Source organism: Streptomyces sp. NBC_00388, assembly GCF_036061255.1.
Taxonomy (GTDB): Bacteria; Actinomycetota; Actinomycetes; order Streptomycetales; family Streptomycetaceae; genus Streptomyces.
This window is the reverse complement of the sequence record NZ_CP107948.1, coordinates 2,800,512-2,825,257: the sequence shown is the minus strand read 5'-3', so window position 1 is coordinate 2,825,257 and position 24,746 is coordinate 2,800,512. Positions and strand designations below refer to the sequence as shown.

Sequence of the window (24,746 nt, the reverse complement as noted above, 5' to 3'; positions counted from 1 at the left end):
GCCGGGGCTGTCGGCGGCGGGGTACGGGCCGTCGGTTCAGTCCTCCCCCCTCCGGACCAGTGCCAAGTCCAGGCCGTTCCCCCGGGCGGCCACCACCAGGTCGTACGTCGCACGCGGGACACGCTCCCAGGACCTGCCGCTTCCGACGCGGCGGAACCGCTGCAGCGGGTGGTCGCTGTTGGTGTACCAGCGTGCGTCCGGGCCCAAGACCACGATCACATCGTCACCTGGAGGGGGACAGACCGGCCGGAGCAGTTGTCGGCACACCTCGCCGATGGACAGGCCGGACGCCTGTGATGCGAGTGCTGACCACGTGCGGAGGTCTCGGATGCCTGTCCGGATCGGCCGCCGGTCCAGCCTGTCGCCCCTGCGGCCGAGGAGGAGTCGGGCCGCGGTCTGCTCCTCGTCGATGTACTCGCCGTCAGATGGGGCTCGGAACCTCGCTTCCCCCTGGGGAAGTGTGGGCGGACGTGGTGGTCGTTCCGTGACCGGTGTCCCGGCCGGGTGAGTTACCGAAGCGGGCCGGGGAGCCGAAGGTAAAAGGTCGGCATAAAGAGATTGAAGGTAAAGGAAGGTAATCCGGTCACGGAGTGCGGCTATTCCGCCATGATCACGGCAAACCGTCGACCGACTGCCCGGATTCTGGACTTGCCCTTCCGCTGAGCGGACCGGCTCGCTACTGTCCCGGCAACGCATACGCCCCGTGGCAGAGCCGCCGCGGAGCGCAGCCGGTGCCCTGGCCTGCCGGCGGCCGCTGCGCGCGTCGCCGACGGGAACCGGCGCCGTGACTTCCGTGGTGAGCTGCCGCGACTACCACGTAAGGAGTGGGCGTCGTGACCGCCGAGACTTCTCAGACGCTCGACCGGGGACTCCGCGTCCTCAAGCTGCTCGCAGACACCGACCACGGGCTGACCGTCACCGAGTTGTCCAACAAACTCGGGGTCAATCGCACGGTGGTCTACCGACTGCTCGCCACGCTGGAACAGCACACCCTCGTCCGCCGCGACCTGGGCGGCCGCGCCCGGGTCGGGCTCGGGGTGCTGCGCCTGGGCCGCCAGGTGCACCCGCTCGTACGGGAAGCGGCGCTGCCCGCACTGCGCTCCCTGGCCGAGGACATCGGCGCGACGGCGCACCTCACGCTGGTCGACGGTTCGGACGCGCTGGCAGTCGCGGTGGTCGAGCCGACGTGGACGGACTACCACGTGGCGTACCGGGCCGGCTTCCGCCACCCGCTGGACAAGGGCGCGGCCGGGCGGGCGATTCTCGCCTCCCGGCAGGGGCTGCCCGACGGGCCCGGCTACACGCTCACCCACGGCGAACTGGAGGCGGGCGCGAGCGGCGCCGCCGCACCGCTGGTCGGGGTGACCGGGGTGGAGGGGAGTGTGGGCGTGGTGATGCTCGCCGACTCCATACCGGAGCGGGTGGGTCCCCGGGTGGTCGACGCGGCGCGGGAGGTAGCGGAGGCCCTGCGCTGAGGTGGGGGAGGGGCTGCGCCGACATGCCGGAGGGGCCGATTTGCCCCGCCCGATAGATTGTCTCCGTGCTCCTCCGCAATCCGCGCTCCCGCGCCCTCGCCGTCTGTGCCGTCCTGGTGCTCGCCCTCCTCGGTACGGCCGCGTTCGCGCCGTTGCCGTTCTCGGTGGCGCAGCCCGGCCTGACCGCCGACGTGCTCGGTGACGACAAGGGGCAGCCCGTCATCAGCGTGACGGGAGCGCCCGTACGGAAGACGTCCGGGCAGCTGAGGATGGTGACCATCGAGGCGACCGGGCCCTCCACCGACGTGGATCTGGGACAGGTGGTCGACGGCTGGTTCCGTACCGACCGGGCGGTCATGCCGCGCGACGCCGTCTACCCGGGCGGTGGCAGCGACGCGCAGATCGAGCAGCACAACCTCAACGAGATGAAGGGCTCGCAGGACGCCGCGACCGAGGCCGCGCTCTCCTACCTCGGGGACAGCTCACGCAAGGTCAAGGTGGCCCTGCACCTCGCGGACGTCGGCGGTCCGAGCGCCGGGCTCCTCTTCTCGCTCGGCATCGTCGACAAGCTGGACGGCGACGGCGCGGGCGGCGATCTCACGGGCGGCCGGACCATCGCCGGTACGGGGACGATCGCAGCCGACGGGAAGGTCGGAGCCGTCGGCGGAGTGGCGCTGAAGACGCAGTCCGCCGCCCGGGACGGGGCCACCGTCTTCCTGGTGCCGAAGGCGGAGTGCGCGGATGCCGGGTCCGGGCTGCCGCACGGGCTGCGGCTGATCCCCGTCACCACGCTCAAGGGCACGGTCTCGGTCCTGCGGACGCTGAAGATGGGCGGCTCGGTACCGAGCTGCTGAGAGCCCGGCCCCGGCCGGGAGCTCATCCCTCGGGGTCCCCTCCCCGGCTCGCCTGCTCGACCAGCGGGATGATGCGCAGCGGGACCGGGTTCTCCATGACGATCGCCGTCGAGGCGCGCACGATCCCGTCGAAACCCACCACCAGGTCGATCACCCGCTGGAGGTCGGCGTTCGACCGGGCCACCAGACGGCAGAGCATGTCGCCGTGGCCGGTCGTGGTGTGCAGTTCGAGCACCTCGGGAACCCCGCTGAGGTGTGCCCGGACATCCGCCCCCTGGCCCTGCTTGATCTCCAGCGTGGCGAAGGCGGTCACCGGGTAGCCGAGGGCCGCCGGATCCACGTCGGGGCCGAGCCCCCGGATGACGCCGTGCGACTGGAGCCGGTCGAGCCGGGCCTGGACGGTCCCGCGCGCCACGCCGAGCCGCCGTGACGCCTCCAGCACGCCGATCCGCGGCTCCCGGGCCAGCAGCACGATCAGCCGGCCGTCCAGTCCGTCGATGCCCATGCCCGGCTCCCGCCACTCGCGGATGCCACCGTTCTGTGGTCACCCTGTACAGATGGACCGCCCATCCTGGCCCCGTACTGCACATCTTGCCCAGCGAAAACCCGAACTATTGCGCACCTTGCGATACGGCGGGACGCTTCCCCCATGACTGAGACCACCCAGCACACCCCTGACACCGCGCGTGAGGCCGATCCCTTCCCGGTGAAGGGAATGGACGCGGTCGTCTTCGCCGTCGGCAACGCCAAACAGGCCGCGCACTACTACGCGACCGCCTTCGGCATGAAGCTCGTCGCCTACTCCGGACCGGAGAACGGCAGCCGCGAGACCGCCAGTTACGTCCTGACGAGCGGCTCGGCCCGCTTCGTGTTCACCTCCGTCATCAGGGCCACGACCGACCACGGCCGTTTCCTCGCCGGCCATGTCGCCGAGCACGGCGACGGCGTCGTGGACCTCGCCATCGAGGTGCCGGACGCCCGTGCCGCGTACACCTACGCGACCACGCACGGCGCCACCGGGCTCCAGGAGCCGTACGAGGTCAAGGACGATCACGGCACGGTGGTCATGGCGGCCATCGCCACGTACGGCACCACCCGGCACACCCTGGTCGAGCGCACCGGCTACGACGGCCCCTACCTCCCCGGGTACGCCGCTGCCGAGCCGATCGTCGCGCCGCCGGCCCGGCGTACCTTCCAGGCCATCGACCACTGCGTCGGCAACGTCGAGCTCGGCAAGATGAACGAGTGGGTCACCTTCTACAACAAGGTCATGGGCTTCACCAACATGAAGGAGTTCGTGGGCGACGACATCGCCACCGAGTACTCCGCCCTGATGTCGAAGGTCGTCGCCGACGGCACGCTGAAGGTGAAGTTCCCGATCAACGAGCCGGCGATCGCGAAGAAGAAGTCGCAGATCGACGAGTACCTGGAGTTCTACGGCGGCGCGGGTGTCCAGCACATCGCGCTCGCGACGAACGACATCGTCGGTTCGGTGCGTGCCATGCGGGCGGCGGGCGTCGAGTTCCTTGACACCCCCGACTCGTACTACGACACGCTGGGGGAGTGGGCCGGTGAGACCCGCGTTCCCGTCGAGACCCTCCGCCAGGAGAAGATCCTCGTCGACCGCGACGAGGACGGTTATCTGCTGCAGATCTTCACGAAGCCCGTCCAGGACCGGCCGACGGTCTTCTTCGAGATGATCGAGCGGCACGGGTCCATGGGATTCGGCAAGGGGAACTTCAAGGCGCTGTTCGAGGCCATCGAGCGGGAGCAGGAGCGCCGCGGCAATCTGTGACGGACGGCGTGACGGACGGCGCGTGCGGCAGGAGCCGGGGCTGAGCCCCGGCTCCTGCCGCACGGTCGTTCACTCCTCCTCGTCCTCCTCCGGCTCCTCCTCGTCCTCTTCGTCCTCTTCGTACTCGTCGTCCGGCTCGTCCCCTTCGTCGTCCTCTTCGTCTTCGTTCTCGTACTCGTCGTCCTCTTCGCCGGTCTCTTCTTCCTCGTCGTCCGGCTCTTCCTCGTCGGTGCCGTCCTGGTCCTCGTCGTCCTCAAGGCCCTCCTCGTGGCTGCGGACGACTTCCCCGTCCCGGATCTCACCGCGCCAGCCCTCGACCTCGTCCTCGTCCCCGGTCAGGGTGACGTAGCGCTGGAAGTGCTTGAGGTCCAGGCGCAGTCGCCGCCCCTGGGCGCGCCAGAGGTTGCCCGTCTTCTCGAAGAAGCCGGCGGGCGTGTACTCGACGACGGCGACGACTCGCGTCAGGCTCGGTGCCAGTTCGTGGAAGGTGATCGCACCGCGGGTCGTCCCCTTGGCGCCCTCGGATGTCCAGACGATGCGGTCGTCGGCCACCTGGTCCTGCACCGAGGCCTTCCAACTGCGGTTGGAGAAGGCGACCTTGAGCTTCCAGTCGCTCTCGATCTCGTCCGACTGCTTCACGCCGGTGACACCCTTGGTGAAGGAACTGAATTCCTCGATCTCGCACCAGCGGTCGTACACGATACGCAGTGGTTTTCCGATGTCGATGGCTTCGACGATATTGACTACCTTCTGGCTGCCTGCTTTACCGCTGCCGCCGCCGAAGGCGTTCTTGACCGTGTCCACCGCCTTGTCCTTCGCGGCGCCGGCCTTCTCGCCCACAAAGGCCTTGACGGGGTTCTCGCCGCCCATGACCCGTTTTCCTATGTCGAGGATGCCGCCGCCTTCGCCGTCCCCGGATTCCCCGAGGTTCTGCGCGAGGTCGGTGAGTTTTCCGCTTGCCGAATCCACCAGCCGCTGCCCCTGGGCTCCGACGTAGGCGGACAGCTGTTCCTTGACCTGGTCGAGGGGGGACGGGCCCTCGTCCGCGGGCTCTTTTTCCTGCTTCGCCATGAGAGCTACCTCCTCCGGCTGTTACCGCTTGAGGACTTCTTTGCGGCGCTCTTCTTCGCGGGCGCCTTCTTGGCCGCAGTCTTCTTGGCTGCCGTCTTCTTCGCCGCGGGCTTCTTGGCTGCGGCCTTCTTGGCCGGGGCCTTCTTCGGCGGGGCCTTCTTGGCAGGGGCTTTCTTGGCAGGGGCCCCGGCGGCCGCTCCGGCCGGTCGTTTCGCGGGCCGGCGACGGCGGGGTTCCTCTTCCTCGTCGTCCTCTTCGTCCTCGCCGTCCTCCGGCTCGTCCTCCTCGTCCTCTTCCTCGTCGTCGTACGCCTCGTCTTCCTCGTCGTCGTACGCCTCGTCGTCCTCCGGCTCCTCGTCCCGGCCCTCGTCGTCCTCTTCCTCGTCGTCGTACGCGCCGGGAGGCTCCAGCAGGGCGCTGGTGCGCTGCTGGAGGGCGTCGGCGACCGATTCGAGGCGGCGGTTGGCCTGTGCGGACAAGGCGGTGCGACCGGCGCTCAGCACCTCGCCCCGTACCTGCTCGATCAAGGGCGCGACCTGGGGGTTCTCCGCCAGCTTGCGGGCGCCCATGCTGATCATGTCCCGCGGATTCAGCGGCAGCTGCTGACCTGCTACCAGGGAAGCGAGCCCGATGGCCAGCTTTCCCTTCTTCGTCCTGCCGAGGACATAACCTGCCGCCACGGCAGCGGCGAGTGACACTTTCGTATTGTTCTCCATGAGCGCTCCTCAATCAGAGCTGGTTCGACGCCAGGGGATCTCCGGGGCGCGGACACCGTGGCGAGGATGCGGAGCGCGGCGGAGGAGACACCCACCGGGTGGGGCTCCCGCGCTGCCGCTCTGCGCACCCTCGTCGGGCTGGCCGGGACGAGCGAGCTGTCCCCCTACCGCACCCGCCCGCTCGGCTCGTCACTCTCTTCGTCGTCCGGTCCGGCCAGGTGCACGTCGGACACCTTGATGTTGATCTCGACGACTTCCAGACCCGTCATCGTCTCCACGGCGTCCGTCACACGGGTGCGGATCTCCTTCGCGGCGTCGGCGATGGGCTCGCCGTACTCCACGATGACCTCCACGTCGATCGCGGCCTGGGTCTCACCGACCTCGACCTTGACCCCCCGGCTCGGGTCGGGCGTCTTCGAGACCCTGTCGCGGACCGACCCCATCGCCCGGGACGCGCTGCCGCCCACGGCGTACACACCGTCGGTCTCGCGTACCGCGATGCCCGCTATGGTCGCGACGACCGTGTCCGCGATGGTCGTCGTCCCCCGGGTTCCGCCGCTGTCGCCGCTGCCCAGGGTGGTCGAGTGGGTGCTGTCGTTACTGGCCATGGGAAATCCTCCAGTGAGAAGAAGGCCGGCTCTGTGAGAGGCGTCCTGCAATGCGTCCGGTCAACGCCGAACCGCACCACGGTGCGCCCCTCTCATTCCAATGTCCTCCGCGCTTCGGTAAGCCGCCATTCGTGTGGATGCTGATTGGGCGGACCGCAGCCTGGTAAAGGGGCGCAGGGCCGAAACCAGCCTTTCGGGCCACCCCGCGTGCGGGGTGTCCCAGGGGTCCACAGAATGACGAACATGGCAGAACAGCGATCCCGGAAATCCGGGACCTCCCGGTCTGCGTCCTCCACCACGGCCAGAAAGAACGTCAAAGGTGCGGAGGATGCGGCAGAACGTGCATGCCTGAGCCTGAAAAGGCTGATCAGCCACAGAACCGAGGGTGTCTCCGCCGTCTCGCGGAACGACGGTGGCTGGCATGTCGACGTGGACGTACTCGAACTTCCCCGCATTCCCGACACGACGAGCCTTCTCGCCACCTACGAGGTGGACCTCGACGAGGAAGGGTCCCTCCTGCAGTACCGCAGGGTCCGGCGCTATCGCCGCGGCCAGGCGGACGAATGAGTCCCGGCGTCCGAGACCAGTGCCTACCCGGAAAGACGGTCCTCCCATGAGCACATACAGCGAGGAGGTTGTCCGCGTACCCCGCGCCGGCAGCCTCTACGACGTCCTGGAACTCATTCTCGACCGCGGCATGGTCATCGACATCTTCATACGGGTGTCCCTGGTCGGCATCGAAATCCTGAAGATCGACGCGCGCATCGTCGTCGCCAGCGTCGACACCTACCTCCGCTTCGCCGAAGCCTGCAACCGGCTCGACCTGGAGAACGACTCGACGAGCAGGACCGTGCCCGAACTCTTCGGCGGCGGCATGGCGAAGAGCGCCGGGAAGGCGGGCGCCAAGAAGGCCGCGCACTCCGTGGGGGACAAGGTCAAGAAGGCCGTCGGAGTCGGCGGCGGTGGCGACGACGACGATGACCACGACGCGCGGGAAGAGGAACGACCGAGGCGGCACAAGGCGGCCCGGTCGCGGAGCACCGACGGTGCCCGCACACGCCGGCACAGGGAGGAGAGCTGACCGATGGCTGCGACAGGCATCTACGTGTACGGAATCGTGGGCGGCGCCCACCCGCTCCCGGCGGGCGCCACGGGCGTCGGCGAGCCGCCCGCCGGGATCCGGCTCCTGCCGGCCGGTGAACTGGCCGTCGTGGTCAGTGAGGCCCCTCCGGGGCTCAGGGCACGACGCCGCGACCTCATGGCCCACCAGGGCCTCCTCCTGGAGCTGGCGGAGGACGGGCCGGTGCTGCCGATGCGCTTCGGGGTGGTCGCACCGGACGAGGCCACCGTCCTCGCCGATGTCGCGGCCCGCCGCAGCGAGCACGCCGCCGTCCTGGAGCGGCTCGGCGCGCATGTCGAGATGAACGTGAAGGTCATGCCGGTACAGGACAACCTGGCCGCACTGATCCGGGAGGATCCCGTGGTCCGCAGGGTCCGCGAGGAGACCCGCCGCCGGCCCGGCTACGAGGCCGACATCCGGCTGGGCGAGGCGGTATCGGCCGGGCTGCGGCGCAGAGCCGTCGCGGCCGCCGCCCTCCTGCCGGCCCAGTGCGCGGAGATCGCGGGCGACATGCGCCCGGGACCCGAGGTCGAGGGCTGCGTCCTGAACGCCTCCTTCCTCGTCCCGCGGCACCGCGAGGCCGACTTCCGTGCCGTCGTCGAGCGGTGCGCCGCCACCCATCCCGGCCGCCTGGAACTCCGGCTCACCGGCCCGCTGCCCTGCTACAGCTTCGTAGGCCCGGAACCCGCCCCGGCCAGGGTCTGAGATGGGACTGCTCTCCGGGGTACTGCTCCTGCCGCTGGCACCGGTACGCGGCGTGATGTGGGTCTCCGACCGGCTCGTCGACGCGGCGGAGCAGGAACTGTACGACCCCGGCGTGATCCGCGCACAGCTCGCCGAACTGAACCGCTCCCTGGACGACGGCGAGATCGACCTGCCGCAGTTCGAACGGGAGGAGGAGCGGCTGCTGGACCTCCTCGACAGGAGAACACCCGCACCCCACCGCCGTATCGACCCGACCCCAGGGGGCTCACCCATGGACGACACCGCAGAGGCGGCGCGGACGGCGCCGGGAACCGGGGGCACCCCGTGACGGAAGTGGACAGCTGGGGCCGGGAGCCCACCACGCACGCACCCAGCACGGCCAACCTGGCCGAGATCCTGGAGCGCGTACTCGACAAGGGCATCGTCATCGCGGGCGACATCAAGATCGACCTGCTGGACATCGAGCTGCTCACCATCCGGCTGCGCCTGTTCATCTCGTCCGTGGAGACGGCCAAGAAGGCAGGCATCGACTGGTGGGAGACCGACCCGGCCCTCTCGTCACGCGCCGCGCACAACGCCCTCGCGGAGGAGAACGAGCAGCTGCGTGACCGCCTCCGGGAGCTGGAGGGCGACGACGAGGACCCCATCGGCCGAAGGGAGCTGCGCCACCGATGACCGTGCCCCCGCACAGCCCGCCCGGCAGCGCCGGCCCGCCCGCCACCTATGTGTACGCCGTCTGCGGGCCGGACCGTCCCGCGCACCCGGGGCCCGGCCCAGGCCACCCGGGCGGCGGGCCCCTGCGCTTCCTCGCCTTCGGCTCGCTGCGGGCCGTGGTCCAGGACGTACCCGCGGACGCCTTCTCGGAGAGCGCCCTGCGGGACCGGCTCTCCGACCCCGCCGAACTCGAACGCTGTGCGCGGACCCACCACGAGATCGTCACCGCAGCCACGGCCGGCGGCCCCACGGTGCCGCTTCCGCTGGCCACGCTCTACCTCGGTGACGAGCGCGCGGCCGACGCCCTCAGGGAGAACCACGAACGGTTCCGCGACGCGCTCGCCCGCACCGCCGGACGGGCCGAGTGGGCCGTCAAGGTCTATCTGACACAGCCCGCGGCCGGGACGGACCGGACCGGGCCCGCAGGAACGCCCCCGGCGGGAACGGGCCCCGGAGACGCACGCCGCCCCGGGGACGGACGCGAGACGGGCCGCGCCTATCTCAACCGCCTGCGCGGCGTCCGGCAGCAGCGGGAGCTGCGCCAGGACAACGCACTGGCCGCCGCCGAGCAGGTCGACAGCGCCGTGCGCGAGCTGGCCGTCGGTGCGGTCAGGCGCCGCCCGCACGGCCCCGAGGCCACCGGTCAGGGCCGCACCCAGGTCATGAACGCGGCCTATCTGATCGCCGAGGAGCACAGCGACCGGCTGGCGAGCACGGTCGGCACGCTCCGCGGCCACCCCGCTCTCGACGGCATCGAGATCGAGATCTCGGGGCCGTGGGCCCCCTATTCGTTCACGGACGGAGGCGTTCATGCAGGGCAGCCGTAAACCCGTCCCCTGGCAGGGCCCCGAGGCCACGGCCCCCATCGGGGTCCCGCTCGTCGATCTCCTCGACAGAGTGCTCGGCACCGGTGTCGTCATCAGCGGAGACCTGGTCATCGCCATCGCGGACGTCCCGCTCGTCCGGCTCTCGCTGCACGCGCTGCTGGCCTCCGTCAGCGAACGGGTCCCCGCGCCGTGGGCCGACAGCGGGCCGCTGTGAGCGACGCCCGTGTGGACATCGATCCCGAGAGCGCCGGCCGCGACCTGGCCTCGCTCGTCCTCACCGTCGTCGAACTGCTCCGCCAGCTGATGGAGCGCCAGGCGATCCGCCGCTTCGACACCGGCGAACTGACCGAGGAGCAGGAGGAACGGGTGGGAACCACACTGATGCTCCTCGACGAGCGGATGACGGAGCTCTGCGCCCGCCACGGGCTGCGCCGCGAGGACCTCAACCTGGACCTCGGGCCGCTCGGCACCCTGCTGTCCCACGAGTCCCGCTGACGGGGCCGCCGGCCACGCCCCCGGCTCCCCCCTTCCCAGCGGAGCACGCCGGTGCCAGGCTGGGATCATGACTGATCTGCTCGAACGCCTGCGCACCGGACTCCCGGCGGAAGCCCTGATCAGCGACCCGGACGTGATGGCCTCGTACGCCAGGGACACCGCCGGGTTCTGCGACGCCGGGGCGCCCGCGGCCGTCGTCCTGCCGCGCACCACCGAGCAGGTCCAGCACGTCATGCGGACGGCGACGGCCCTGCGGACACCCGTCGTCCCGCAGGGCGCCCGTACAGGTCTCTCCGGCGCGGCCAACGCCACCGACGGCTGCATCGTCCTGTCGCTCACCAAGATGGACCGGATCCTGGAGATCAGCCCCGTCGACCGGATCGCCGTCGTCGAACCGGGCGTCATCAACGCCGTGCTCTCGCGGGCGGCCGCCGACCAGGGCCTGTACTACCCGCCGGACCCCTCCAGCTGGGAGATGTGCACCATCGGCGGGAACATCGGCACGGCGGCCGGCGGCCTGTGCTGTGTGAAGTACGGGGTGACCGCCGAGTACGTACTCGGCCTTGAGGTGGTCCTCGCCGACGGGCGGCTCCTGACCACCGGCCGCCGCACCGCCAAGGGCGTCGCGGGCTACGACCTGACCCGGCTCTTCGTGGGCTCCGAGGGCAGCCTCGGGGTGGTCGTGAAGGCCGTGCTCGCGCTGAAGCCCGCCCCGCCGCGGCAGCTCGCGCTGGCAGCCGAGTTCCCTTCGGCCGCCGCCGCCTGCGACGCGGTCTGCCGGATCATGGAGCGCGGACACACCCCCTCACTCCTCGAACTCATGGACCGCACCACCATCCGGGCGGTCAACGCGATGGCGCACATGGGCCTCCCGGAGACCACCGAGGCGCTGCTGCTCGCCGCCTTCGACACCGCCGACCCCGCCGCCGACCTGGCCGCGGTCGGCGAGCTGTGCGCGGCGGCGGGCGCCACCGAGGTCGTGCCCGCCGAGGACGAGGCGGAGTCCGAACTGCTCCTGCAGGCCCGCAGGCTGTCCCTCACCGCGCTGGAGACCGTCAAGTCGGCGACGATGATCGACGACGTGTGCGTACCGCGTTCGAGGCTCGGCGCCATGCTCGACGGCACCGCTGCCATCGCCGGGAAATACGACCTGACCATCGGCGTCTGCGCCCATGCGGGCGACGGCAACACCCACCCCGTCGTCTGCTTCGACCACGACGACCCCGACGAGTCGCGGCGGGCCCGCGAGTCCTTCGACGAGATCATGGCGCTCGGGCTCGAACTGGGCGGCACGATCACCGGGGAACACGGGGTGGGCGTCCTCAAGAAGGAGTGGCTGGCCCGTGAACTGGGGCCGGTGGGCGTCGAGATGCAGCGCGGGGTCAAGCAGGCCTTCGACCCGCTGGGCCTGCTCAACCCGGGCAAGCTCTTCTGACCCCGCCCCGTCCCCGGCCGGCCCCCGCGGCCCGGGCATCCGCCGGTCACTGGCTGTCGTCGTCGGACTCGTCCGATGGCCAGGGGTCGCGCAGCCACAGATCGTCCGCGGGCAGCGGTGTCAGCAGTGCGGCCAGGCCGTCGTCGATACCGAGACGCGAGCTCTCCGAGCCCGGGGGCACGGCCCGCAGCGTCCGCTCCAGCCAGGCGGAGACCTGCGCGGTCGGCGCTTCCAGCAGGGCGTTGCCGTCGGGGGAGGACAGCGCGATACAGATGACGCTCTTCGCGTTCACCTTCGTGGGCCAGATCCGTACGTCGCCGTGGCCGCACGGCCTGAACACGCCCTCGACCATCAACTCCCGGGCGAACGACCAGTTCACCGGGGTGTCGGAGGCGATGTGGAAACTGACGTGCACGGCATAGGGGTCGCCCGTTCTGTAGGAGAGCCGGGCAGGGACAGGGATGCTGCGCTCCGGCGACAGCACCAGCTTGAGCTCCAGTTCACGTTCCACCACGGTGTTCATGGCGTGTGCTTCCTCTCCTTGTACGTACGCCCAACGGCGGGCCGTACAGGGTGAGAGCACCCTGCCCGGTATTCATTACGCTGGTTTCGAGGATGATTTGGCGATGACCGGAAAGTGGTCGATGCAGCAGGACCGGTCCGTGGGCCCACGGCGGTCTGATAGATGTGGAGCCTTGAATTGCGGCTCTCAAGGAGATACGGGACCACGGTGATGAGCGCCCCAACCCCGGCAACCGGCGACGGCAGCCCCACGCCCGGCTACTACCCAGACCCATCCATCCCCGGATATGTGCGGTATTGGAACGGTGCTTCGTGGGTGCCGGGTACGAGCCGTCCGGCACCCGCCGACGACGGCCGGGCGATGCCGGTACCGCCCGGCGGCACGGCGCCCGCGCCCGCCGCGCCGCTCCCCGCGGTGCGCAGGCCGCCCGGCGCGTCCGGGGTCCCGCAGGCCGAGGAGACCGGGCCGGTCTTCTTCGACGAGGAGCCGGAGTACGGCCCGCAGGAGCCCGCGTCCGCCTGGCAGGCCGATGCCTCCCGGCAGGGCGGCTTCGGCGGTGACCGCGACCGCCGGATCTCCTGGGGCGGACCGGACCCGCGCACCCCGGCCGAGGCCCCGGCCAGGCCCGGGGACCCCGAGCAGTCCGACACCGCGCGGCCCGGGCCCGGCGGGCCGGTCCCCGAACCGCGCCGCGCCGAGCTGCCCGCAGGGCAGGAATCCTCCCGGCCCGCGCTCCCCACCGGCCGGCAGGCACCGCCGTCCGACGGGACGGTCACCCTGCGCGCGCTGCGGCCCGGGAGCGAGGCGGGTGGCGGCCCCGGCGGTGGCGCGCCCGGCGAGGCGGCCCCGACGAGCAGGACCGACGGCACCCTGTCCATCCGCGCCGTACGCCCGCAGCCCCAGCCGCCGCAACAGCAGACCGCGCCCGCGCAGCAACCGGTGCAGCAGTCCCAGCCGCAGTTCCCGTCCCCGCCTCATGTCCCGCAGCAGCTCCAGCCCGCACAGCCGCAGCCTCAGCAGCCTCAGTCCCCGCAGCCCCAGCCGGGCCGGCCTCCGCAGCCGTACCCGGAGGCGAGCGGCCCGCAGGCCCCTTCCTGGCCGCAGCAGGTACAGCAGCTCGCCCACGCCGCCGACGGGGGTGACCAGGAGCGGCTGCCGCCGTGGAAGCCCCCGGTCGAGGACGTGTTCCAGGCCGCCGCCCGCGCCCAGGCCGCCGCCCGGCCGGCCGGACTCGGCCGGCGGTTCGCCGCCCGGCTGGTCGACACCGTCGTCCTGGGGGCCGTGGTCGGCGCGGTGGCCGTGCCGTTCCTGACGAAGGCCGCCGACCACATCAACGACAAGATCGACGAGGCCAGGCTCTCCGGGACCACGGTCACGGTCTGGCTGCTCGACGGCACCACGGCCGGCTGCCTGGGCGTCGTCATCGGGGCGTTCCTCGTCCTGGGGCTGCTGTACGAGGCCCTGCCGACGGCCAAGTGGGGCCGCACCCTGGGCAAGAGGCTCTTCCGGGTCCAGGTCCGCGACATGGAGTCGTACGAACCGCCGACCTTCGGCGGGGCGCTCACCCGGTGGCTGCTCTACGGGGTGCTCGGGATCCTGGTGGTGGGCATCGTCAACGTGCTGTGGTGCCTCTTCGACCTGCCCTGGCGGCAGTGCCTGCACGACAAGGCCGCACGGACATTCGTGGCAGCGGGCTGACAGGGACTCACTCGTACGGTCCTGACCGGATGCGCGGCCCCGCCGGGCGCGGTCGACTCGGTAGATGAGTACCGATCAGCCGCCGTCCGGGCAGCCCCCCGAGGACGACCCCTTCCGCAAGAGGCCGCAGGGCGACTACCCGCCGCCTCCGCACGCGGGCGGCAACCCGTACGGCAGCGCGCCGCCTCCGCCGCCGCCCCCGGGCGGCGGCGATCCGTACGGTGGCGGCACGCCCCCGCCGTACGATCCGAACGCCTACGGCGGCGGCCCCTACGGCGGCGGCGAACCGCTCGCCGGGATGCCGCCGCTCGCGCCCAGCGGCAAACGGGTGCTGGCCCGCATCATCGATATCGTGATCGTCGCCGTGGTCGTCTGGCTGGTCTCACTGATCTTCGGCGGGCTGAGGTACAACACGGACCACATGAACTACGGCAGGTCGGTCGGCCAGAGCCTGATCGCGGCGGTCCTCTACGTCGGGTACGACACGATCATGACGGTCAAGCGCAACGGGCAGACCGTGGGCAAGGGGCTGCTCGGCCTGCGGACGGCCAATCTGAACGACGGTACGACGCCGACCACTCAGGCGGCCTTCGTCAGGGCCGCCGTGCTGTGGCTCCCCGCCGTGTTCTGCTGCGCCTGTGTGTGGACGGCGATCTGCGGTGGCTGGAGCTTCTTCGACAAGCCGTACAAGCAGGGACTGCACGACAAGGCGGCGAAGACCGTCGTGGTGGTCATGAAGCCGTAGCCGGTAGCCGGTAGCCGGTAGCCGGTAGCCGGTGGCTCCCGGCCCTCGCGGCCCGGAGCCGCGCCGGCTCCGCGGGTCCGCGGATCAGCCCCGCAGCGAGTGCCCGCCGACCCGTTCGGCCGTGGCGGGCGGAGCGGGGGCCCGCAGACCGGCCGGTGTGGCGGTGGCGTCGGCCGCGGTACGGTCCGTGCCGGTCTCCTCGCCTCCGGCCCGGGCGGCCCGGCGCGCCGACTTCGGCATGGGGACGGTCACCGCGACCAGGAGACCGAGGACCAGGGCCGCCACGACGATGACCGCGACTCCGACGCCCGATGAGGTGCGGGAGAGCAGCAGCATCGCGAGGGTCGAGAAGACGACGGTGGCCGAACCATACGAGAGCTGTGCGGCAGTCGGACGCGTCATGGCGGTATCCGTCCTAGGGACAGCGGTGGGTGGTCGACTCGGCGGGGCGTGTCGGCGTGTACGTCGAGCGCGACTCTAATCCGACGGATGCCCGAGCGGAACCATTAGTAAGCGTGGCCTTACCCACGGTGCCGGTGCACGGGGGGCGCACGGAGTCACGTTCACAACCCACCGGCCGGACCGACGCGCCCGTTGACCCACCGTGAGGTCCTCCGCAAGGGATGAGGGTTGGCTGTGCGGCGGCTGTGAGGCGTCCGGATACCGGAAATGACGCACTGCATAATGCAGTTGGTCTGTGCAAGTCAAGATCTGTCTTTTCTCTCGCACCTCCGATCGAATGTCGTCACTTACGACGCGTTCGGGGAGGACAGCACCAAGTGAACATCAAGAGACGGGCAACGACCCGTGTGGCCGCCGTGCTCGTGGCCATCGCCGCGACCACGGCCACCGCTTCTGCGTACGCCACCGCGCAGGCCGACACCAAGGCCCCCGCGGGCAGCGCGGCTTCGAAGAAGATCGACCGCCGCGACCCGGCGACCGGGCTGAAGGGCCAGAAGCACAACCTGGACGGCCCGTTCAGCAAGCAGCAGAACAAGGAACGCCAGTCCGCGCTGGAACAGGTCATATCCGGCCACAAGAAGGTGCAGTCGCAGGACGGTTCCAAGGTGGTGCGCCTCGACGACAAGAAGTACGTCGAGCTCGGCCGCGAGAAGACCGACAAGATATTCACGGTCCTGGTGCAGTTCGGGAACACGGTCGACAACACCACCATGTACGACCCGGACGGCCCCGACGGGCCGAAGCCGCCGGTGAAGAAGTACGGCGGCACGGCAGGCCCGGCGCACAACAAGATCGCCCAGCCCGACCGCAAGAAGGACAACAGCACGGCCTGGCAGGCGGACTACAACCGCCAGCACTTCCAGGACCTCTACTTCGGCACCGGCAAGGGCAAGGACTCGCTCAAGTCGTACTACGAGAAGACCTCGTCCGGCCGTTACTCCGTCGACGGCGAGGTCGCCGACTGGGTCACAGTGCCGTACAACGAGGCCCGTTACGGCTCCAACTACTGCGGCTCCAGCATCTGCGCGAACGCCGGTGACCTGGTCCGCGACGGCGTCACCGCGTGGGCCAAGGCCCAGAAGGCGGCGGGGAAGACCGACGCCCAGATCAAGGCGACCCTGGCCAGTTACGACCAGTGGGACCGCTACGACTACGACGGCGACGGCAACTTCAACGAGCCCGACGGCTACATCGACCACTTCCAGATCGTGCACGCCGGCGAGGACGAGTCCGCCGGCGGCGGCGCCGAGGGCGCCGACGCGCTCTGGGCGCACCGCTCCTACGTGTACGGCACGGACACCGGCAAGACCGGCCCGGCCGACAACAAGTCCGGCGGCACGCCGATCGGCGACAGCGGCATCTGGGTCGGCGACTACACCATGCAGCCCGAGAACGGCGGCCTCGGTGTCTTCGCCCACGAGTACGGCCATGACCTGGGCCTGCCGGACGAGTACGACACGACCAACACCGCTGAGAACAGCGTGGGTTTCTGGTCGCTGATGTCGGCGGGCTCCTGGCTGAGCACCGGTGACAACGCGATCGGCAACAAGCCGGGCGACATGTCCGCCTGGGACAAGCTCCAGCTGGGCTGGCTCGACTACGACACGGCCAAGGCCGCGAAGAAGTCGACCCACAAGCTCGGGCTCTCGGAGTACAACACCAAGAACAAGCAGGCGCTCGTCGTCTCGCTCCCGGACAAGCCCGTCACCACCACGATCGCCAAGCCCGCCGAGGGCAGCAAGCAGTGGTGGAGCGGAATGGGTGACAACCTCTCCAACACCCTGACCCGCTCGGTCGACCTGACCGGTAAGTCCAAGGCCTCGCTCGACCTTTCGGGCTGGTGGGACATCGAGAAGGACTACGACTTCCTCTACGCCGAGGTGTCGACGGACGGCGGCGCCAACTGGACGGCCGTCGACGGCAAGGCCGACGGTGCGCAGATCCCGCGCGACGGCGGCGACAAGCCCGCGCTGACCGGTACGTCCGGGGCGTACACGTCCCTCTCGTACCCGCTGGACGCCTACGCGGGGAAGAAGATCGACCTCCGCTTCCGCTACGCGTCCGACGGCGGCGTCTCGGGCAAGGGCTTCGCGGCCGACGCGATCTCGGTGAACGCCGACGGCGCCCCGCTCTTCACGGACAACGCGGAGACGGACGACGCCGGCTGGACCGCGCAGGGCTTCTCGCGCATCGGTGAGTCGTTCACCAAGGACTACCCGCAGTACTACATCGCGGAGAACCGCCAGTACGTGTCGTACGACCAGACGCTGAAGACGGGCCCGTACAACTTCGGCTTCTCCAAGTCCCGCCCGGACTGGGTGGAGTACTACCCGTACCAGCGCGGCCTGATGATCTGGCAGTGGGACACCTCGCAGCCCGACAACAACGTCAGCGCCCACCCGGGCCAGGGTCTGATCCTGCCCGTGGACTCGCACGCCAAGCCGCTGAAGTGGGCGGACGGCACGGTCATGCGGAACAAGATCCAGCCCTTCGACGCGCCGTTCAGCTGGTTCCCGACGCCCGGGCTCACGCTGCACAACGCGGACGTCGCCAAGCGGATCCTGCCGCAGCTCGGCCGGCCGGTCTTCGATGATCACCAGGGCACGTACTGGTACAAGGACAATGAGACCGGAAGCGTGAAGGTAACTGACACCAACACCCGGATCTCGATCCTCCAGCAGCCGCAGGATGGCTCGACGATCACGGTCCAGGTCGGCGCCTCGCACAGCTGAGTCACATCGCCGCAGGTCAAAGCATGATCGGCCGTTGCCCTCTAGCGGGCGGCGGCCGATCGTGTTTAGGTGCCTCTTGCACGGCTCTTATTGACACAACGTCTCACGGGGGAGATGAACGGTATGCCAGGTGGCGGATTCAGCAGACTTCCGAACGGCAGCGTGGTGGTCGCACTCACCCTGCCGAGCCCGGACCGGATGACCCATGTCCGGATACTCGTCCACGCGGTGAACAGGGCCCGCGCCCTGACCCGGCTGCGTAATCTCGGGATGCGGGCGGTGTATCTGCGCGGTAACGCACAGCCGCCGTCGCCGGACGAGATCACGGCGGTCCTGCACCATCCGGACGGGCTGCTGTGGCGCGCGGCGCCGCAGGAGGAGTCGGAGCTCTGGCATCCGATCCGGGCCCTGCTGGGCGAAGGCGTCTGATCCGTACGGCCGGGCCTCCGTTACGGCCGGGCCGTTTCGCGGGGCGCGCGGGCGCGGCCGGTCCCGCGGGACCGGCAGGGGTGCGGCGGGCGGGACGCCCTCACACCACCGGCTCGCCGGTCAGCTCCACCCCGGCCGCCCGCATCTCCTCCAGCGCGCGGCCGGTCGTCGCCTCGGCCACCCCGGCCGTCAGGCCCAGCAGCACATGCGTGCCGAACCCGGCCCGCGCCGCGTCGAGCGCCGTCGCCCGCACGCAGTGGTCGGTGGCGATGCCGACCACGTCGACCGCCTCGATCTCGCGGGCCCGCAGCCAGTCGGCCAGCGGGACGCCGTTCTCGTCCGAGCCCTCGAAGCCGCTGTACGCCGCCGCGTAGGCGCCCTTGTCGAAGACGGCGCTGATGGAGCCCGACGCCACGGCGGGCGCGAAGTTCGGATGGAACCCGACGCCCTCCGTGCCGGCCACGCAGTGCGGCGGCCAGGAGTGGACGTAGTCCGGGTTCCGGGAGAAGTGGTTGCCCGGGTTCACGTGGTGGTCGCGGGTGGCCACCACGTGCCGGTAGCAGGCGGAGGACTGGCCGATCAGGTCGGTGATGGCGGCGGCGACATCCGCGCCCCCCGCGACCGCGAGGCTTCCGCCCTCGCAGAAGTCGTTCTGCACATCGACGACGATCAGGGCGCGGTGCATGGCGGGATCCTTGTCCTGGTGGGAGAAGGGGTGGCGGGGGAGTGGTGTGCGCCGGCGCGTGAGGGCGCCCCGGCAGCCGTTCCATTCCCGCTCACCTGTGGTTCATGCGTACGGGAGCGGCTCATGCGTGCGCAATCGGTCACGCGTGCTCGGTGGGGATGACAGCCTCGCCGCGGGAGAGCTGGCAGGCGGACATCGGCAGGGTGGCCCGGACCGCCAGATGGCGTTCGCGCACCGTGTCGAGCGACTCACGCTCGATGACCTCGCCGCCCTTGACCAGCTGCACCAGGAGCTGCCGGTCCGCGAGGTCCGCGGGCACCGGGCCGGTACCGATCACCTCGGCCTCGGCGATGCCGTCGGCGTCGGTCCTGCGCGCCGCCCACTTGCGTCCGCCCCGCGAGGTCTTGGCGCCCATCGACTTCTTCGCCACGGGCTCCAGCGGGGCCTGCGGGTCCGCCGACGTGGCGCGGGCCACCAGTTTGTAGACCATGGAGCAGGTGGGGTGCCCGCTGCCGGTGACGAGCTGGGTCCCGACGCCGTACGCGTCGACGGGGGCCGCCGCCAGCGAGGCGATGGCGTACTCGTCGAGGTCCGACGTGACCACGATCTTCGTCCCGGTCGCCCCCATCGCGTCCAGCTGCTGGCGGACCTTGTGCGCGACGAGCAGCAGGTCCCCGGAGTCGATGCGTACGGCGCCCAGCCCCGGACCCGCCACCTCGACCGCCGTGCGGACCGCTTCGGCCACGTCGTAGGTGTCGACCAGCAGGGTGGTGTCACCGCCCAGCGAGGCGACCTGGGCGGTGAACGCCTGCCGTTCGTCGTCGTGGAGCAGGGTGAAGGCGTGGGCGCTGGTGCCCACGGTGGGGATGCCGTACCGGAATCCGGCAGCCAGGTCCGACGTGGTGGAGAAACCGCCGACGTACGCGGCGCGGGCCGATGCGACGGCTGCCAGCTCGTGGGTGCGGCGGGCGCCCATCTCGATCAGCGGCCGGCCGCCGGCCGCCGCGTTCATCCGGGAGGCCGCAGCCGCGATGGCCGAGTCGTGATTGAGGATCGAGAGGATCACGGTCTCCAGGAGCACGCACTCGGCGAAGGTTCCCTCGACGCGCAGGACCGGCGATTCCGGGAAGTACACCTCGCCCTCCGGGTAGCCCCAGATGTCGCCGCTGAAGCGGTAGGAGGCGAGCCACTCGGCGGTCGGTCCGTCGACGATCCGCTGCTCGCGCAGGAACCGGAGCTGGTCCTCGTCGAAGCGGAAGTTCTCCACGGCGTCCAGGACGCGTCCGGTGCCCGCCACGACGCCGTAGCGGCGCCCCTCGGGCAGCCGCCGGGTGAAGACCTCGAAGACCGACCTGCGGTCGGCCGTGCCCGCCTTCAGGGCGGCCTGGAGCATCGTGAGCTCGTACTGGTCGGTGAAGAGCGCTGTCGACGGCACATGTACCGGCAGGCCAAGGTCCGCAACGTTCACAACGGTCAACCTCGCACTTTCGTCCGGGCCGGTCCGGCTCCGCCGGCCGGGTCCCCCGGGGCTGTCCCCCGCTCGATGGGGCGTGCGAACGATGCTACCCCCTATTTCGTCAGAGTGACGAGATCTAGGGACCGGTGTGTGCGCCGCCACTCCACGGGTGGCAGCATGGGGGTGTGAGCGTCGCCCCCGTAGAGATCGAACGTCCCGAATCGGCCGAGGAGACCTTCGCGGTCCCCGAGCCCGACGTGCCCTGGCTGACGCTCGTCCACAACGACCCGGTCAACCTGATGAGCTACGTCGCCTATGTCTTCCAGAGCTACTTCGGCTACTCGAAGGACAAGGCCCACAAGCTGATGCTCGACGTGCACCAGAAGGGCCGGGCCGTGGTCTCCAGCGGCAGCCGTGAGGAAATGGAACGCGACGTGCAGGCGATGCATGGGTACGGCCTCTGGGCCACCCTCACCCAGGACCGCAACTGATGGCCGGACAGTTCGAGGCAGTGCCGGGCGGCGGCGCCGCCATCGCGCTCGACCAGGTCGAGATGTCCATCCTGCGCTCGCTCGCCGTGCAGCTCCTGGAGCTGGTCGGCCCGGGGGAGGAGCCCGTCGAGGGCGAGGACCCGCTCGCCGCCCTGTTCGCCGAGGGGCCGAGCAAGCCGCCGGACGACCCGGCGCTGGCCCGCCTCTTCCCCGACGCGTACGGGGAGGAGGAGCCCGGCTTCTCGTCCGAGTTCCGCCGCTTCACCGAGAACGACCTGCGCACCCGCAAGCGCGAGGACGCGCTGGCGCTCGTACGGACCCTCGACGCGGCGGGCGGGGCGAGTGAGACCGACGCCTCCGGCGAGCCCCGGGAGGCCTCCCGCAAGCCGCGCCGGCGCAGGGGCGCCCTGCCCGAGGGCACCGTGCTGCTCACCCTCTCCTCCGACGACTCGCGCCACTGGCTCGGGGCGCTCAACGACCTCCGGCTGACCATCGGCACCCGCCTGGAGGTCTCCGACGAGGACGAGAGCGAGGACGGCGGGCTCTACCGGCTCCCGGAAGAGGACCCCCGCAGGCCGATGGTGATGGCCTACCTCTGGCTCGGGGCGCTCCAGGAGACCCTCGTCGAGACGCTGATGCCCTAGCGCTCGTGCGGGCGGGCGGGAACGCCCCCGGCGGGCACGGTGACGGACGTTCCGCCGGGCATTCGCACGGATACCCCGGCGGGCTTTCACATGGGCTCCACACGGGCGCACCTGCGGGTATTCCGGCGGAGATCCATCCCGGACCCCGCCTCCCGGCACGCTCGGGCCACGTATTCGGTCGTCCGCTCAAAGGACGCTCAAATCCGGATAACGATCACATTACCGTGGCGGTTTACTTTGCTCCGCCCGGCGCGTTTCGTCCGGTTTTTCCAGTGGCGTGAGTCACATTTCACCGGGACGATCACTAATGCCGCCGTGTTAAATCTGCAGACCACCCGGGGACACCACCCCCGTCCCCGGGACCGCCAGTCAGGCCGACCGCCGACAGCACTCCATCATCCGCGGGTTCTGCCCTCCAGGATCGTCACAGTCGATCCGAGCCTCGTCAGGCCGGATCGGCATGGAGAAAGGCGCACCACCATGACCTCAGTGCAGGTCGACCAGGAATACGACGGCAGTGAGGCCGAGGACGGCCGATCGGGCGAGGGATACCAGCGCGGCCTGGGAGCCCGCCAGATCCAGATGATCGCGATCGGCGGCGCCATCGGCACCGGTCTGTTCCTCGGCGCGGGCAAGGCCATCGCGAAAGCCGGACCCAGCCTCATCCTCGCCTACGCCATCGCAGGCCTGGTCATCTTCTTCATCATGCGGGCCCTGGGCGAGCTGCTCATGTACCGCCCGGTCTCCGGCTCCTTCTCCGAGTACGCGCGAGAGTTCATAGGCCCCTTCGCGGGCTATGTCACCGGCTGGACGTACTGGCTCTTCTGGGTCGTCACCGGCATCACGGAAGTCACCGCCGCCGCCACCTATATGACCTACTGGTGGAATATCCCGCAGTGGCTCTCCGCGCTGGTCTTCACGATCATCCTCTACGGCGTGAACCTGATCTCCGTGAAACTCTTCGGTGAGCTCGAGTTCTGGTTCTCGATGGTCAAGGTCACCGCCATCGTGGGCATGATCCTGATCTGCGCCGGAATCCTCACCGTCGGTTTCTCCGACGCGGGCGACACCGCGAGCGTCACCCACCTCTGGGACCAGGGCGGCTTCTTCCCCAAGGGGATCACCGGCACCCTGATGACCCTGCAGATCGTGATGTTCGCCTTCCTGGCCGTCGAGCTGGTCGGTGTCACCGCGGGGGAGTCCAAGAACCCGAAGAAGGTCCTGCCCAAGGCGATCAACACCGTGCCCTGGCGCATCGCGGTCTTCTACATCGGTGCACTGATCATGATCCTCTCGGTCGTCCCCTGGACCGAGTTCCACGCCGGCGTCAGCCCCTTCGTCCAGGCCTTCCAGAAGATGGGCCTCGGCATAGGCGCCGGCATCGTCAACTTCGTCGTCCTGACGGCGGCCCTCTCCTCCTGCAACTCCGGTATGTACTCCACCGGCCGGATGCTGCGCGACCTGGCGCTCAACGGACAGGGCCCGAAGGCCTTCACTTCGCTGACGAAGAGCGGCACCCCGCTCCTGGGCACCACCGTCTCGGCCGCGCTGATGCTCGTCGGTGTCTGGATCAACTACCAGTGGCCGGGTGAGGCGTTCAACTACGTCGTCTCGTTCGCCACCATCTCCGGTATGTGGGCCTGGATCGTGATCCTCATCTGCCAGATCCGCTACCGCGCCAGGTCGGACCGCGGCGAACTCCCGAAGTCCAGCTTCCGGGCTCCCTGCTCCCCCTGGGCCAGCTGGTTCTCGCTCGCCTTCATCGCCCTGGTCATAGTGATGATGGGCATCGACAAGGACACCCGCGTCTCGCTGTACGCCGCCCCCTTCTGGGCCGCGCTCCTCGGCGTCACGTACCTGGTCCTGAAGGCCCGCAACCCGGAAGGTGCGGCCTTCACCAAGCGCTGAACCGGGCCGCGGCCTCCGCGCCGGCCCGGCACTTCTCAGCATGGGGGCACCCCCGTACCGCACTCCGGTACGGGGGTGCCCACATGCTTATCCTGAACGGCATGCTGACCCTTACCCAGGCCCTGTACGACCAGATCGTGGCGCACGCCCGCGCCGACCACCCCGACGAGGCGTGCGGCGTGGTCGCGGGCCCGGAGGGCTCCGGCCGGCCGGAGCGGTTCATCCCGATGCTCAATGCCGCGCGCTCACCCACGTTCTACGAGTTCGACTCGGCGGACCTCCTCAAGCTGTACCGGGATCTCGACGACCGCGACGAGGAGCCGGTGATCGTCTACCACTCGCACACCGCGACCGAGGCCTACCCCTCCCGTACGGACATCAGCTACGCGAACGAGCCCGGCGCCCACTACGTCCTCGTCTCCACGGCCGACACGGACGAGGCCGGCCCCTTCCAGTTCCGCTCGTACCGCATCGTCGACGGCGAGGTCACCGAGGAGGAAGTAACCGTCGTCCCGTAGCCGGTTCACCCCCTCTGTCCGCGATCCGGACCGATCCATCCCGTATGGCGAGATCACCCCTCGGACCGGGGTGCGGGAATCGATACGATGAGCCCATGGTTTCCCACGACGTGAGCGAAAAGACGACGGACACGACGTCCGTCACCTTGCGCGCCGCGTCCACGCTCTTCCTGGGAGCCTTTGGATGTGGAGCCGCCCGGCTGCACGTCGACCTGTGCCGCCTCGACAGCGCAATCTGTCCGTGCCGCGCTGCCGTCTGAGCCGCGGCCCCGCGTAAGCACCACGCACCACCACCGGCACTACCGGCACCACGCGCGCCGCCGCACTCTCCGCCTCACCATCCGACAGGAGCCCAGCCATGGCCATCGAGGTCCGCATCCCGACCATCCTCCGCACCTACACCGACGGCGCCAAGGCGGTCGAAGGCAGCGGTGACACCCTCGCCGACCTGCTCACCGACCTCGAAACCCGGCACAACGGCATCCGGGCCCGGATCGTCGACGGCGACCAGCTCCGCCGCTTCGTGAACGTCTACCTCAACGACGAGGACGTCCGCTTCCTCGACGGCATCTCCACCAAGCTGGCCGACGGCGACAGCGTCACGATCCTTCCGGCCGTCGCCGGCGGCATGGTCTGAGCC

30 protein-coding genes are annotated in these 24,746 nt (G+C 70.1%); 21 read left to right on the top strand and 9 right to left on the bottom strand.

All coding sequences use genetic code 11. The features are described 5' to 3' along the window. Nucleotides 1–36: 36 nt before the first annotated feature. A complete protein-coding gene (locus OG917_RS12840; protein ID WP_328317719.1) occupies nucleotides 37–219 on the bottom strand; it encodes a hypothetical protein in 183 nt (60 codons plus the stop codon). A gap of 614 nt (nucleotides 220–833) precedes the next feature. On the opposite strand from OG917_RS12840, the gene OG917_RS12830 reads away from it, so the two are divergent. Together OG917_RS12830 and OG917_RS12825 are read left to right on the top strand one after the other, a co-directional pair. Then, on the top strand, nucleotides 834–1,475 hold the full coding sequence (locus OG917_RS12830) for an IclR family transcriptional regulator (protein ID WP_328317718.1): 642 nt from the start codon (nucleotides 834–836) through the stop codon (nucleotides 1,473–1,475). A gap of 65 nt (nucleotides 1,476–1,540) precedes the next feature. After that, nucleotides 1,541–2,329 carry a S16 family serine protease gene (locus OG917_RS12825; RefSeq protein WP_328317717.1) on the top strand — a complete coding sequence of 263 codons (789 nt, stop codon included), beginning with the start codon at nucleotides 1,541–1,543 and terminating at the stop codon, nucleotides 2,327–2,329. Nucleotides 2,330–2,351: 22 nt separating this feature from the next. Here the strand turns inward: OG917_RS12825 and OG917_RS12820 are convergent, their stop codons facing one another. Continuing rightward, nucleotides 2,352–2,834: an Lrp/AsnC family transcriptional regulator gene (locus OG917_RS12820; RefSeq protein ID WP_328317716.1), complete on the bottom strand. Its 483-nt coding sequence runs from the start codon at nucleotides 2,832–2,834 to the stop codon at nucleotides 2,352–2,354. 144 nt (nucleotides 2,835–2,978) lie between these two features. Between OG917_RS12820 and hppD the strand changes: the two genes are divergently transcribed. Then, nucleotides 2,979–4,124: a 4-hydroxyphenylpyruvate dioxygenase gene (gene hppD / locus OG917_RS12815; protein WP_328317715.1), complete on the top strand. Its 1,146-nt coding sequence runs from the start codon at nucleotides 2,979–2,981 to the stop codon at nucleotides 4,122–4,124. A gap of 69 nt (nucleotides 4,125–4,193) precedes the next feature. Here the strand turns inward: hppD and OG917_RS12810 are convergent, their stop codons facing one another. The 3 genes from OG917_RS12810 to OG917_RS12800 all read right to left on the bottom strand — a co-directional run bounded on the left by OG917_RS12810 (nucleotide 4,194) and on the right by OG917_RS12800 (nucleotide 6,519). Beyond that, on the bottom strand, nucleotides 4,194–5,195 hold the full coding sequence (locus OG917_RS12810; protein WP_328317714.1) for an SRPBCC family protein: 1,002 nt from the start codon (nucleotides 5,193–5,195) through the stop codon (nucleotides 4,194–4,196). A gap of 5 nt (nucleotides 5,196–5,200) precedes the next feature. Beyond that, entirely contained in the window at nucleotides 5,201–5,911 is a 711-nt protein-coding gene (locus OG917_RS12805; protein ID WP_328317713.1) for a histone protein, read from the bottom strand. A gap of 164 nt (nucleotides 5,912–6,075) precedes the next feature. Continuing rightward, on the bottom strand, nucleotides 6,076–6,519 hold the full coding sequence (locus OG917_RS12800) for an Asp23/Gls24 family envelope stress response protein (RefSeq protein WP_328317712.1): 444 nt from the start codon (nucleotides 6,517–6,519) through the stop codon (nucleotides 6,076–6,078). Nucleotides 6,520–6,762: 243 nt separating this feature from the next. On the opposite strand from OG917_RS12800, the gene OG917_RS12795 reads away from it, so the two are divergent. The 9 genes from OG917_RS12795 to OG917_RS12755 all read left to right on the top strand — a co-directional run bounded on the left by OG917_RS12795 (nucleotide 6,763) and on the right by OG917_RS12755 (nucleotide 11,815). After that, on the top strand, nucleotides 6,763–7,086 hold the full coding sequence (locus OG917_RS12795; RefSeq protein ID WP_328317711.1) for a gas vesicle protein GvpO: 324 nt from the start codon (nucleotides 6,763–6,765) through the stop codon (nucleotides 7,084–7,086). A gap of 46 nt (nucleotides 7,087–7,132) precedes the next feature. After that, nucleotides 7,133–7,600 (top strand): gas vesicle protein GvpJ, encoded by a 468-nt coding sequence (gvpJ, locus tag OG917_RS12790; RefSeq protein ID WP_328317710.1) that lies wholly within the window; start codon nucleotides 7,133–7,135, stop codon nucleotides 7,598–7,600. Nucleotides 7,601–7,603: 3 nt separating this feature from the next. Beyond that, a complete protein-coding gene (locus tag OG917_RS12785) occupies nucleotides 7,604–8,344 on the top strand; it encodes a GvpL/GvpF family gas vesicle protein (protein WP_328317709.1) in 741 nt (246 codons plus the stop codon). Between the two features lies 1 nt (nucleotide 8,345). Then, nucleotides 8,346–8,672: a gas vesicle protein GvpG gene (locus tag OG917_RS12780; protein ID WP_328317708.1), complete on the top strand. Its 327-nt coding sequence runs from the start codon at nucleotides 8,346–8,348 to the stop codon at nucleotides 8,670–8,672. After that, entirely contained in the window at nucleotides 8,669–9,019 is a 351-nt protein-coding gene (locus OG917_RS12775) for a gas vesicle protein (RefSeq protein WP_328317707.1), read from the top strand. The genes OG917_RS12780 and OG917_RS12775 overlap by 4 nt, the downstream gene beginning before the upstream one ends. Beyond that, a complete protein-coding gene (locus OG917_RS12770; RefSeq protein WP_328317706.1) occupies nucleotides 9,016–9,885 on the top strand; it encodes a GvpL/GvpF family gas vesicle protein in 870 nt (289 codons plus the stop codon). Before OG917_RS12775 ends, OG917_RS12770 begins: the two co-directional genes overlap by 4 nt. Next, nucleotides 9,869–10,099, top strand: coding sequence for a gas vesicle protein (locus tag OG917_RS12765; RefSeq protein ID WP_328317705.1), 231 nt, complete (start codon nucleotides 9,869–9,871; stop codon nucleotides 10,097–10,099). The genes OG917_RS12770 and OG917_RS12765 overlap by 17 nt, the downstream gene beginning before the upstream one ends. Next, nucleotides 10,096–10,380, top strand: coding sequence for a gas vesicle protein K (locus OG917_RS12760; RefSeq protein ID WP_328317704.1), 285 nt, complete (start codon nucleotides 10,096–10,098; stop codon nucleotides 10,378–10,380). Before OG917_RS12765 ends, OG917_RS12760 begins: the two co-directional genes overlap by 4 nt. Before the next feature lie 67 nt (nucleotides 10,381–10,447). Beyond that, a complete protein-coding gene (locus OG917_RS12755; RefSeq protein WP_328317703.1) occupies nucleotides 10,448–11,815 on the top strand; it encodes an FAD-binding oxidoreductase in 1,368 nt (455 codons plus the stop codon). Nucleotides 11,816–11,861: 46 nt separating this feature from the next. Here the strand turns inward: OG917_RS12755 and OG917_RS12750 are convergent, their stop codons facing one another. Then, nucleotides 11,862–12,338 carry an SsgA family sporulation/cell division regulator gene (locus tag OG917_RS12750; RefSeq protein WP_328317702.1) on the bottom strand — a complete coding sequence of 159 codons (477 nt, stop codon included), beginning with the start codon at nucleotides 12,336–12,338 and terminating at the stop codon, nucleotides 11,862–11,864. A 210-nt stretch (nucleotides 12,339–12,548) separates the two neighbouring features. Here OG917_RS12750 and OG917_RS12745 point away from each other — a divergent pair, with 210 nt between their 5' ends. After that, nucleotides 12,549–14,036: an RDD family protein gene (locus OG917_RS12745; RefSeq protein ID WP_328317701.1), complete on the top strand. Its 1,488-nt coding sequence runs from the start codon at nucleotides 12,549–12,551 to the stop codon at nucleotides 14,034–14,036. Nucleotides 14,037–14,100: 64 nt separating this feature from the next. Next, a complete protein-coding gene (locus OG917_RS12740; protein ID WP_328317700.1) occupies nucleotides 14,101–14,781 on the top strand; it encodes an RDD family protein in 681 nt (226 codons plus the stop codon). Nucleotides 14,782–14,865: 84 nt separating this feature from the next. On the opposite strand, the gene OG917_RS12735 is transcribed toward OG917_RS12740, so the two are convergent. Next, nucleotides 14,866–15,183 (bottom strand): hypothetical protein, encoded by a 318-nt coding sequence (locus OG917_RS12735; RefSeq protein ID WP_328317699.1) that lies wholly within the window; start codon nucleotides 15,181–15,183, stop codon nucleotides 14,866–14,868. Nucleotides 15,184–15,560: 377 nt separating this feature from the next. On the opposite strand from OG917_RS12735, the gene OG917_RS12730 reads away from it, so the two are divergent. Together OG917_RS12730 and OG917_RS12725 are read left to right on the top strand one after the other, a co-directional pair. Further along, entirely contained in the window at nucleotides 15,561–17,975 is a 2,415-nt protein-coding gene (locus OG917_RS12730) for an immune inhibitor A domain-containing protein (protein ID WP_328317698.1), read from the top strand. 123 nt (nucleotides 17,976–18,098) lie between these two features. After that, nucleotides 18,099–18,404 carry a hypothetical protein gene (locus OG917_RS12725; RefSeq protein WP_328317697.1) on the top strand — a complete coding sequence of 102 codons (306 nt, stop codon included), beginning with the start codon at nucleotides 18,099–18,101 and terminating at the stop codon, nucleotides 18,402–18,404. Nucleotides 18,405–18,504: 100 nt separating this feature from the next. Here the strand turns inward: OG917_RS12725 and OG917_RS12720 are convergent, their stop codons facing one another. After that, on the bottom strand, nucleotides 18,505–19,089 hold the full coding sequence (locus OG917_RS12720) for an isochorismatase family protein (protein WP_328317696.1): 585 nt from the start codon (nucleotides 19,087–19,089) through the stop codon (nucleotides 18,505–18,507). Between the two features lie 139 nt (nucleotides 19,090–19,228). Continuing rightward, nucleotides 19,229–20,557: a nicotinate phosphoribosyltransferase gene (locus tag OG917_RS12715; protein WP_328317695.1), complete on the bottom strand. Its 1,329-nt coding sequence runs from the start codon at nucleotides 20,555–20,557 to the stop codon at nucleotides 19,229–19,231. A 173-nt stretch (nucleotides 20,558–20,730) separates the two neighbouring features. Between OG917_RS12715 and clpS the strand changes: the two genes are divergently transcribed. The 5 genes from clpS to OG917_RS12690 all read left to right on the top strand — a co-directional run bounded on the left by clpS (nucleotide 20,731) and on the right by OG917_RS12690 (nucleotide 24,743). Continuing rightward, entirely contained in the window at nucleotides 20,731–21,036 is a 306-nt protein-coding gene (gene clpS / locus OG917_RS12710; protein WP_328317694.1) for an ATP-dependent Clp protease adapter ClpS, read from the top strand. Beyond that, a complete protein-coding gene (locus tag OG917_RS12705; RefSeq protein ID WP_328317693.1) occupies nucleotides 21,036–21,680 on the top strand; it encodes a DUF2017 domain-containing protein in 645 nt (214 codons plus the stop codon). The genes clpS and OG917_RS12705 overlap by 1 nt, the downstream gene beginning before the upstream one ends. Before the next feature lie 480 nt (nucleotides 21,681–22,160). Beyond that, nucleotides 22,161–23,588: an amino acid permease gene (locus OG917_RS12700; protein WP_328317692.1), complete on the top strand. Its 1,428-nt coding sequence runs from the start codon at nucleotides 22,161–22,163 to the stop codon at nucleotides 23,586–23,588. A 101-nt stretch (nucleotides 23,589–23,689) separates the two neighbouring features. After that, the gene (locus OG917_RS12695) at nucleotides 23,690–24,106 is read left to right on the top strand and encodes a M67 family metallopeptidase (RefSeq protein ID WP_328317691.1); all 417 of its coding nucleotides are present in this window, start codon (nucleotides 23,690–23,692) and stop codon (nucleotides 24,104–24,106) included. Nucleotides 24,107–24,464: 358 nt separating this feature from the next. Continuing rightward, on the top strand, nucleotides 24,465–24,743 hold the full coding sequence (locus OG917_RS12690) for a MoaD/ThiS family protein (RefSeq protein WP_328317690.1): 279 nt from the start codon (nucleotides 24,465–24,467) through the stop codon (nucleotides 24,741–24,743). The last annotated feature ends 3 nt before the right edge of the window (nucleotides 24,744–24,746 follow it).

Coding starts and splice junctions, on each gene's coding strand:
- OG917_RS12820 (WP_328317716.1), bottom strand. CDS start 2,834: ATGGGCATCGACGGACTGGACGGCCGGCTGATCGTGCTGCTGGCCCGG.
- hppD (WP_328317715.1), top strand. CDS start 2,979: ATGACTGAGACCACCCAGCACACCCCTGACACCGCGCGTGAGGCCGAT.
- OG917_RS12810 (WP_328317714.1), bottom strand. CDS start 5,195: ATGGCGAAGCAGGAAAAAGAGCCCGCGGACGAGGGCCCGTCCCCCCTC.
- OG917_RS12805 (WP_328317713.1), bottom strand. CDS start 5,911: ATGGAGAACAATACGAAAGTGTCACTCGCCGCTGCCGTGGCGGCAGGT.
- OG917_RS12800 (WP_328317712.1), bottom strand. CDS start 6,519: ATGGCCAGTAACGACAGCACCCACTCGACCACCCTGGGCAGCGGCGAC.
- OG917_RS12795 (WP_328317711.1), top strand. CDS start 6,763: ATGGCAGAACAGCGATCCCGGAAATCCGGGACCTCCCGGTCTGCGTCC.
- gvpJ (WP_328317710.1), top strand. CDS start 7,133: ATGAGCACATACAGCGAGGAGGTTGTCCGCGTACCCCGCGCCGGCAGC.
- OG917_RS12785 (WP_328317709.1), top strand. CDS start 7,604: ATGGCTGCGACAGGCATCTACGTGTACGGAATCGTGGGCGGCGCCCAC.
- OG917_RS12780 (WP_328317708.1), top strand. CDS start 8,346: ATGGGACTGCTCTCCGGGGTACTGCTCCTGCCGCTGGCACCGGTACGC.
- OG917_RS12770 (WP_328317706.1), top strand. CDS start 9,016: ATGACCGTGCCCCCGCACAGCCCGCCCGGCAGCGCCGGCCCGCCCGCC.
- OG917_RS12765 (WP_328317705.1), top strand. CDS start 9,869: ATGCAGGGCAGCCGTAAACCCGTCCCCTGGCAGGGCCCCGAGGCCACG.
- OG917_RS12755 (WP_328317703.1), top strand. CDS start 10,448: ATGACTGATCTGCTCGAACGCCTGCGCACCGGACTCCCGGCGGAAGCC.
- OG917_RS12750 (WP_328317702.1), bottom strand. CDS start 12,338: ATGAACACCGTGGTGGAACGTGAACTGGAGCTCAAGCTGGTGCTGTCG.
- OG917_RS12745 (WP_328317701.1), top strand. CDS start 12,549: ATGAGCGCCCCAACCCCGGCAACCGGCGACGGCAGCCCCACGCCCGGC.
- OG917_RS12740 (WP_328317700.1), top strand. CDS start 14,101: ATGAGTACCGATCAGCCGCCGTCCGGGCAGCCCCCCGAGGACGACCCC.
- OG917_RS12735 (WP_328317699.1), bottom strand. CDS start 15,183: ATGACGCGTCCGACTGCCGCACAGCTCTCGTATGGTTCGGCCACCGTC.
- OG917_RS12725 (WP_328317697.1), top strand. CDS start 18,099: ATGCCAGGTGGCGGATTCAGCAGACTTCCGAACGGCAGCGTGGTGGTC.
- OG917_RS12720 (WP_328317696.1), bottom strand. CDS start 19,089: ATGCACCGCGCCCTGATCGTCGTCGATGTGCAGAACGACTTCTGCGAG.
- OG917_RS12705 (WP_328317693.1), top strand. CDS start 21,036: ATGGCCGGACAGTTCGAGGCAGTGCCGGGCGGCGGCGCCGCCATCGCG.
- OG917_RS12700 (WP_328317692.1), top strand. CDS start 22,161: ATGACCTCAGTGCAGGTCGACCAGGAATACGACGGCAGTGAGGCCGAG.
- OG917_RS12695 (WP_328317691.1), top strand. CDS start 23,690: ATGCTGACCCTTACCCAGGCCCTGTACGACCAGATCGTGGCGCACGCC.
- OG917_RS12690 (WP_328317690.1), top strand. CDS start 24,465: ATGGCCATCGAGGTCCGCATCCCGACCATCCTCCGCACCTACACCGAC.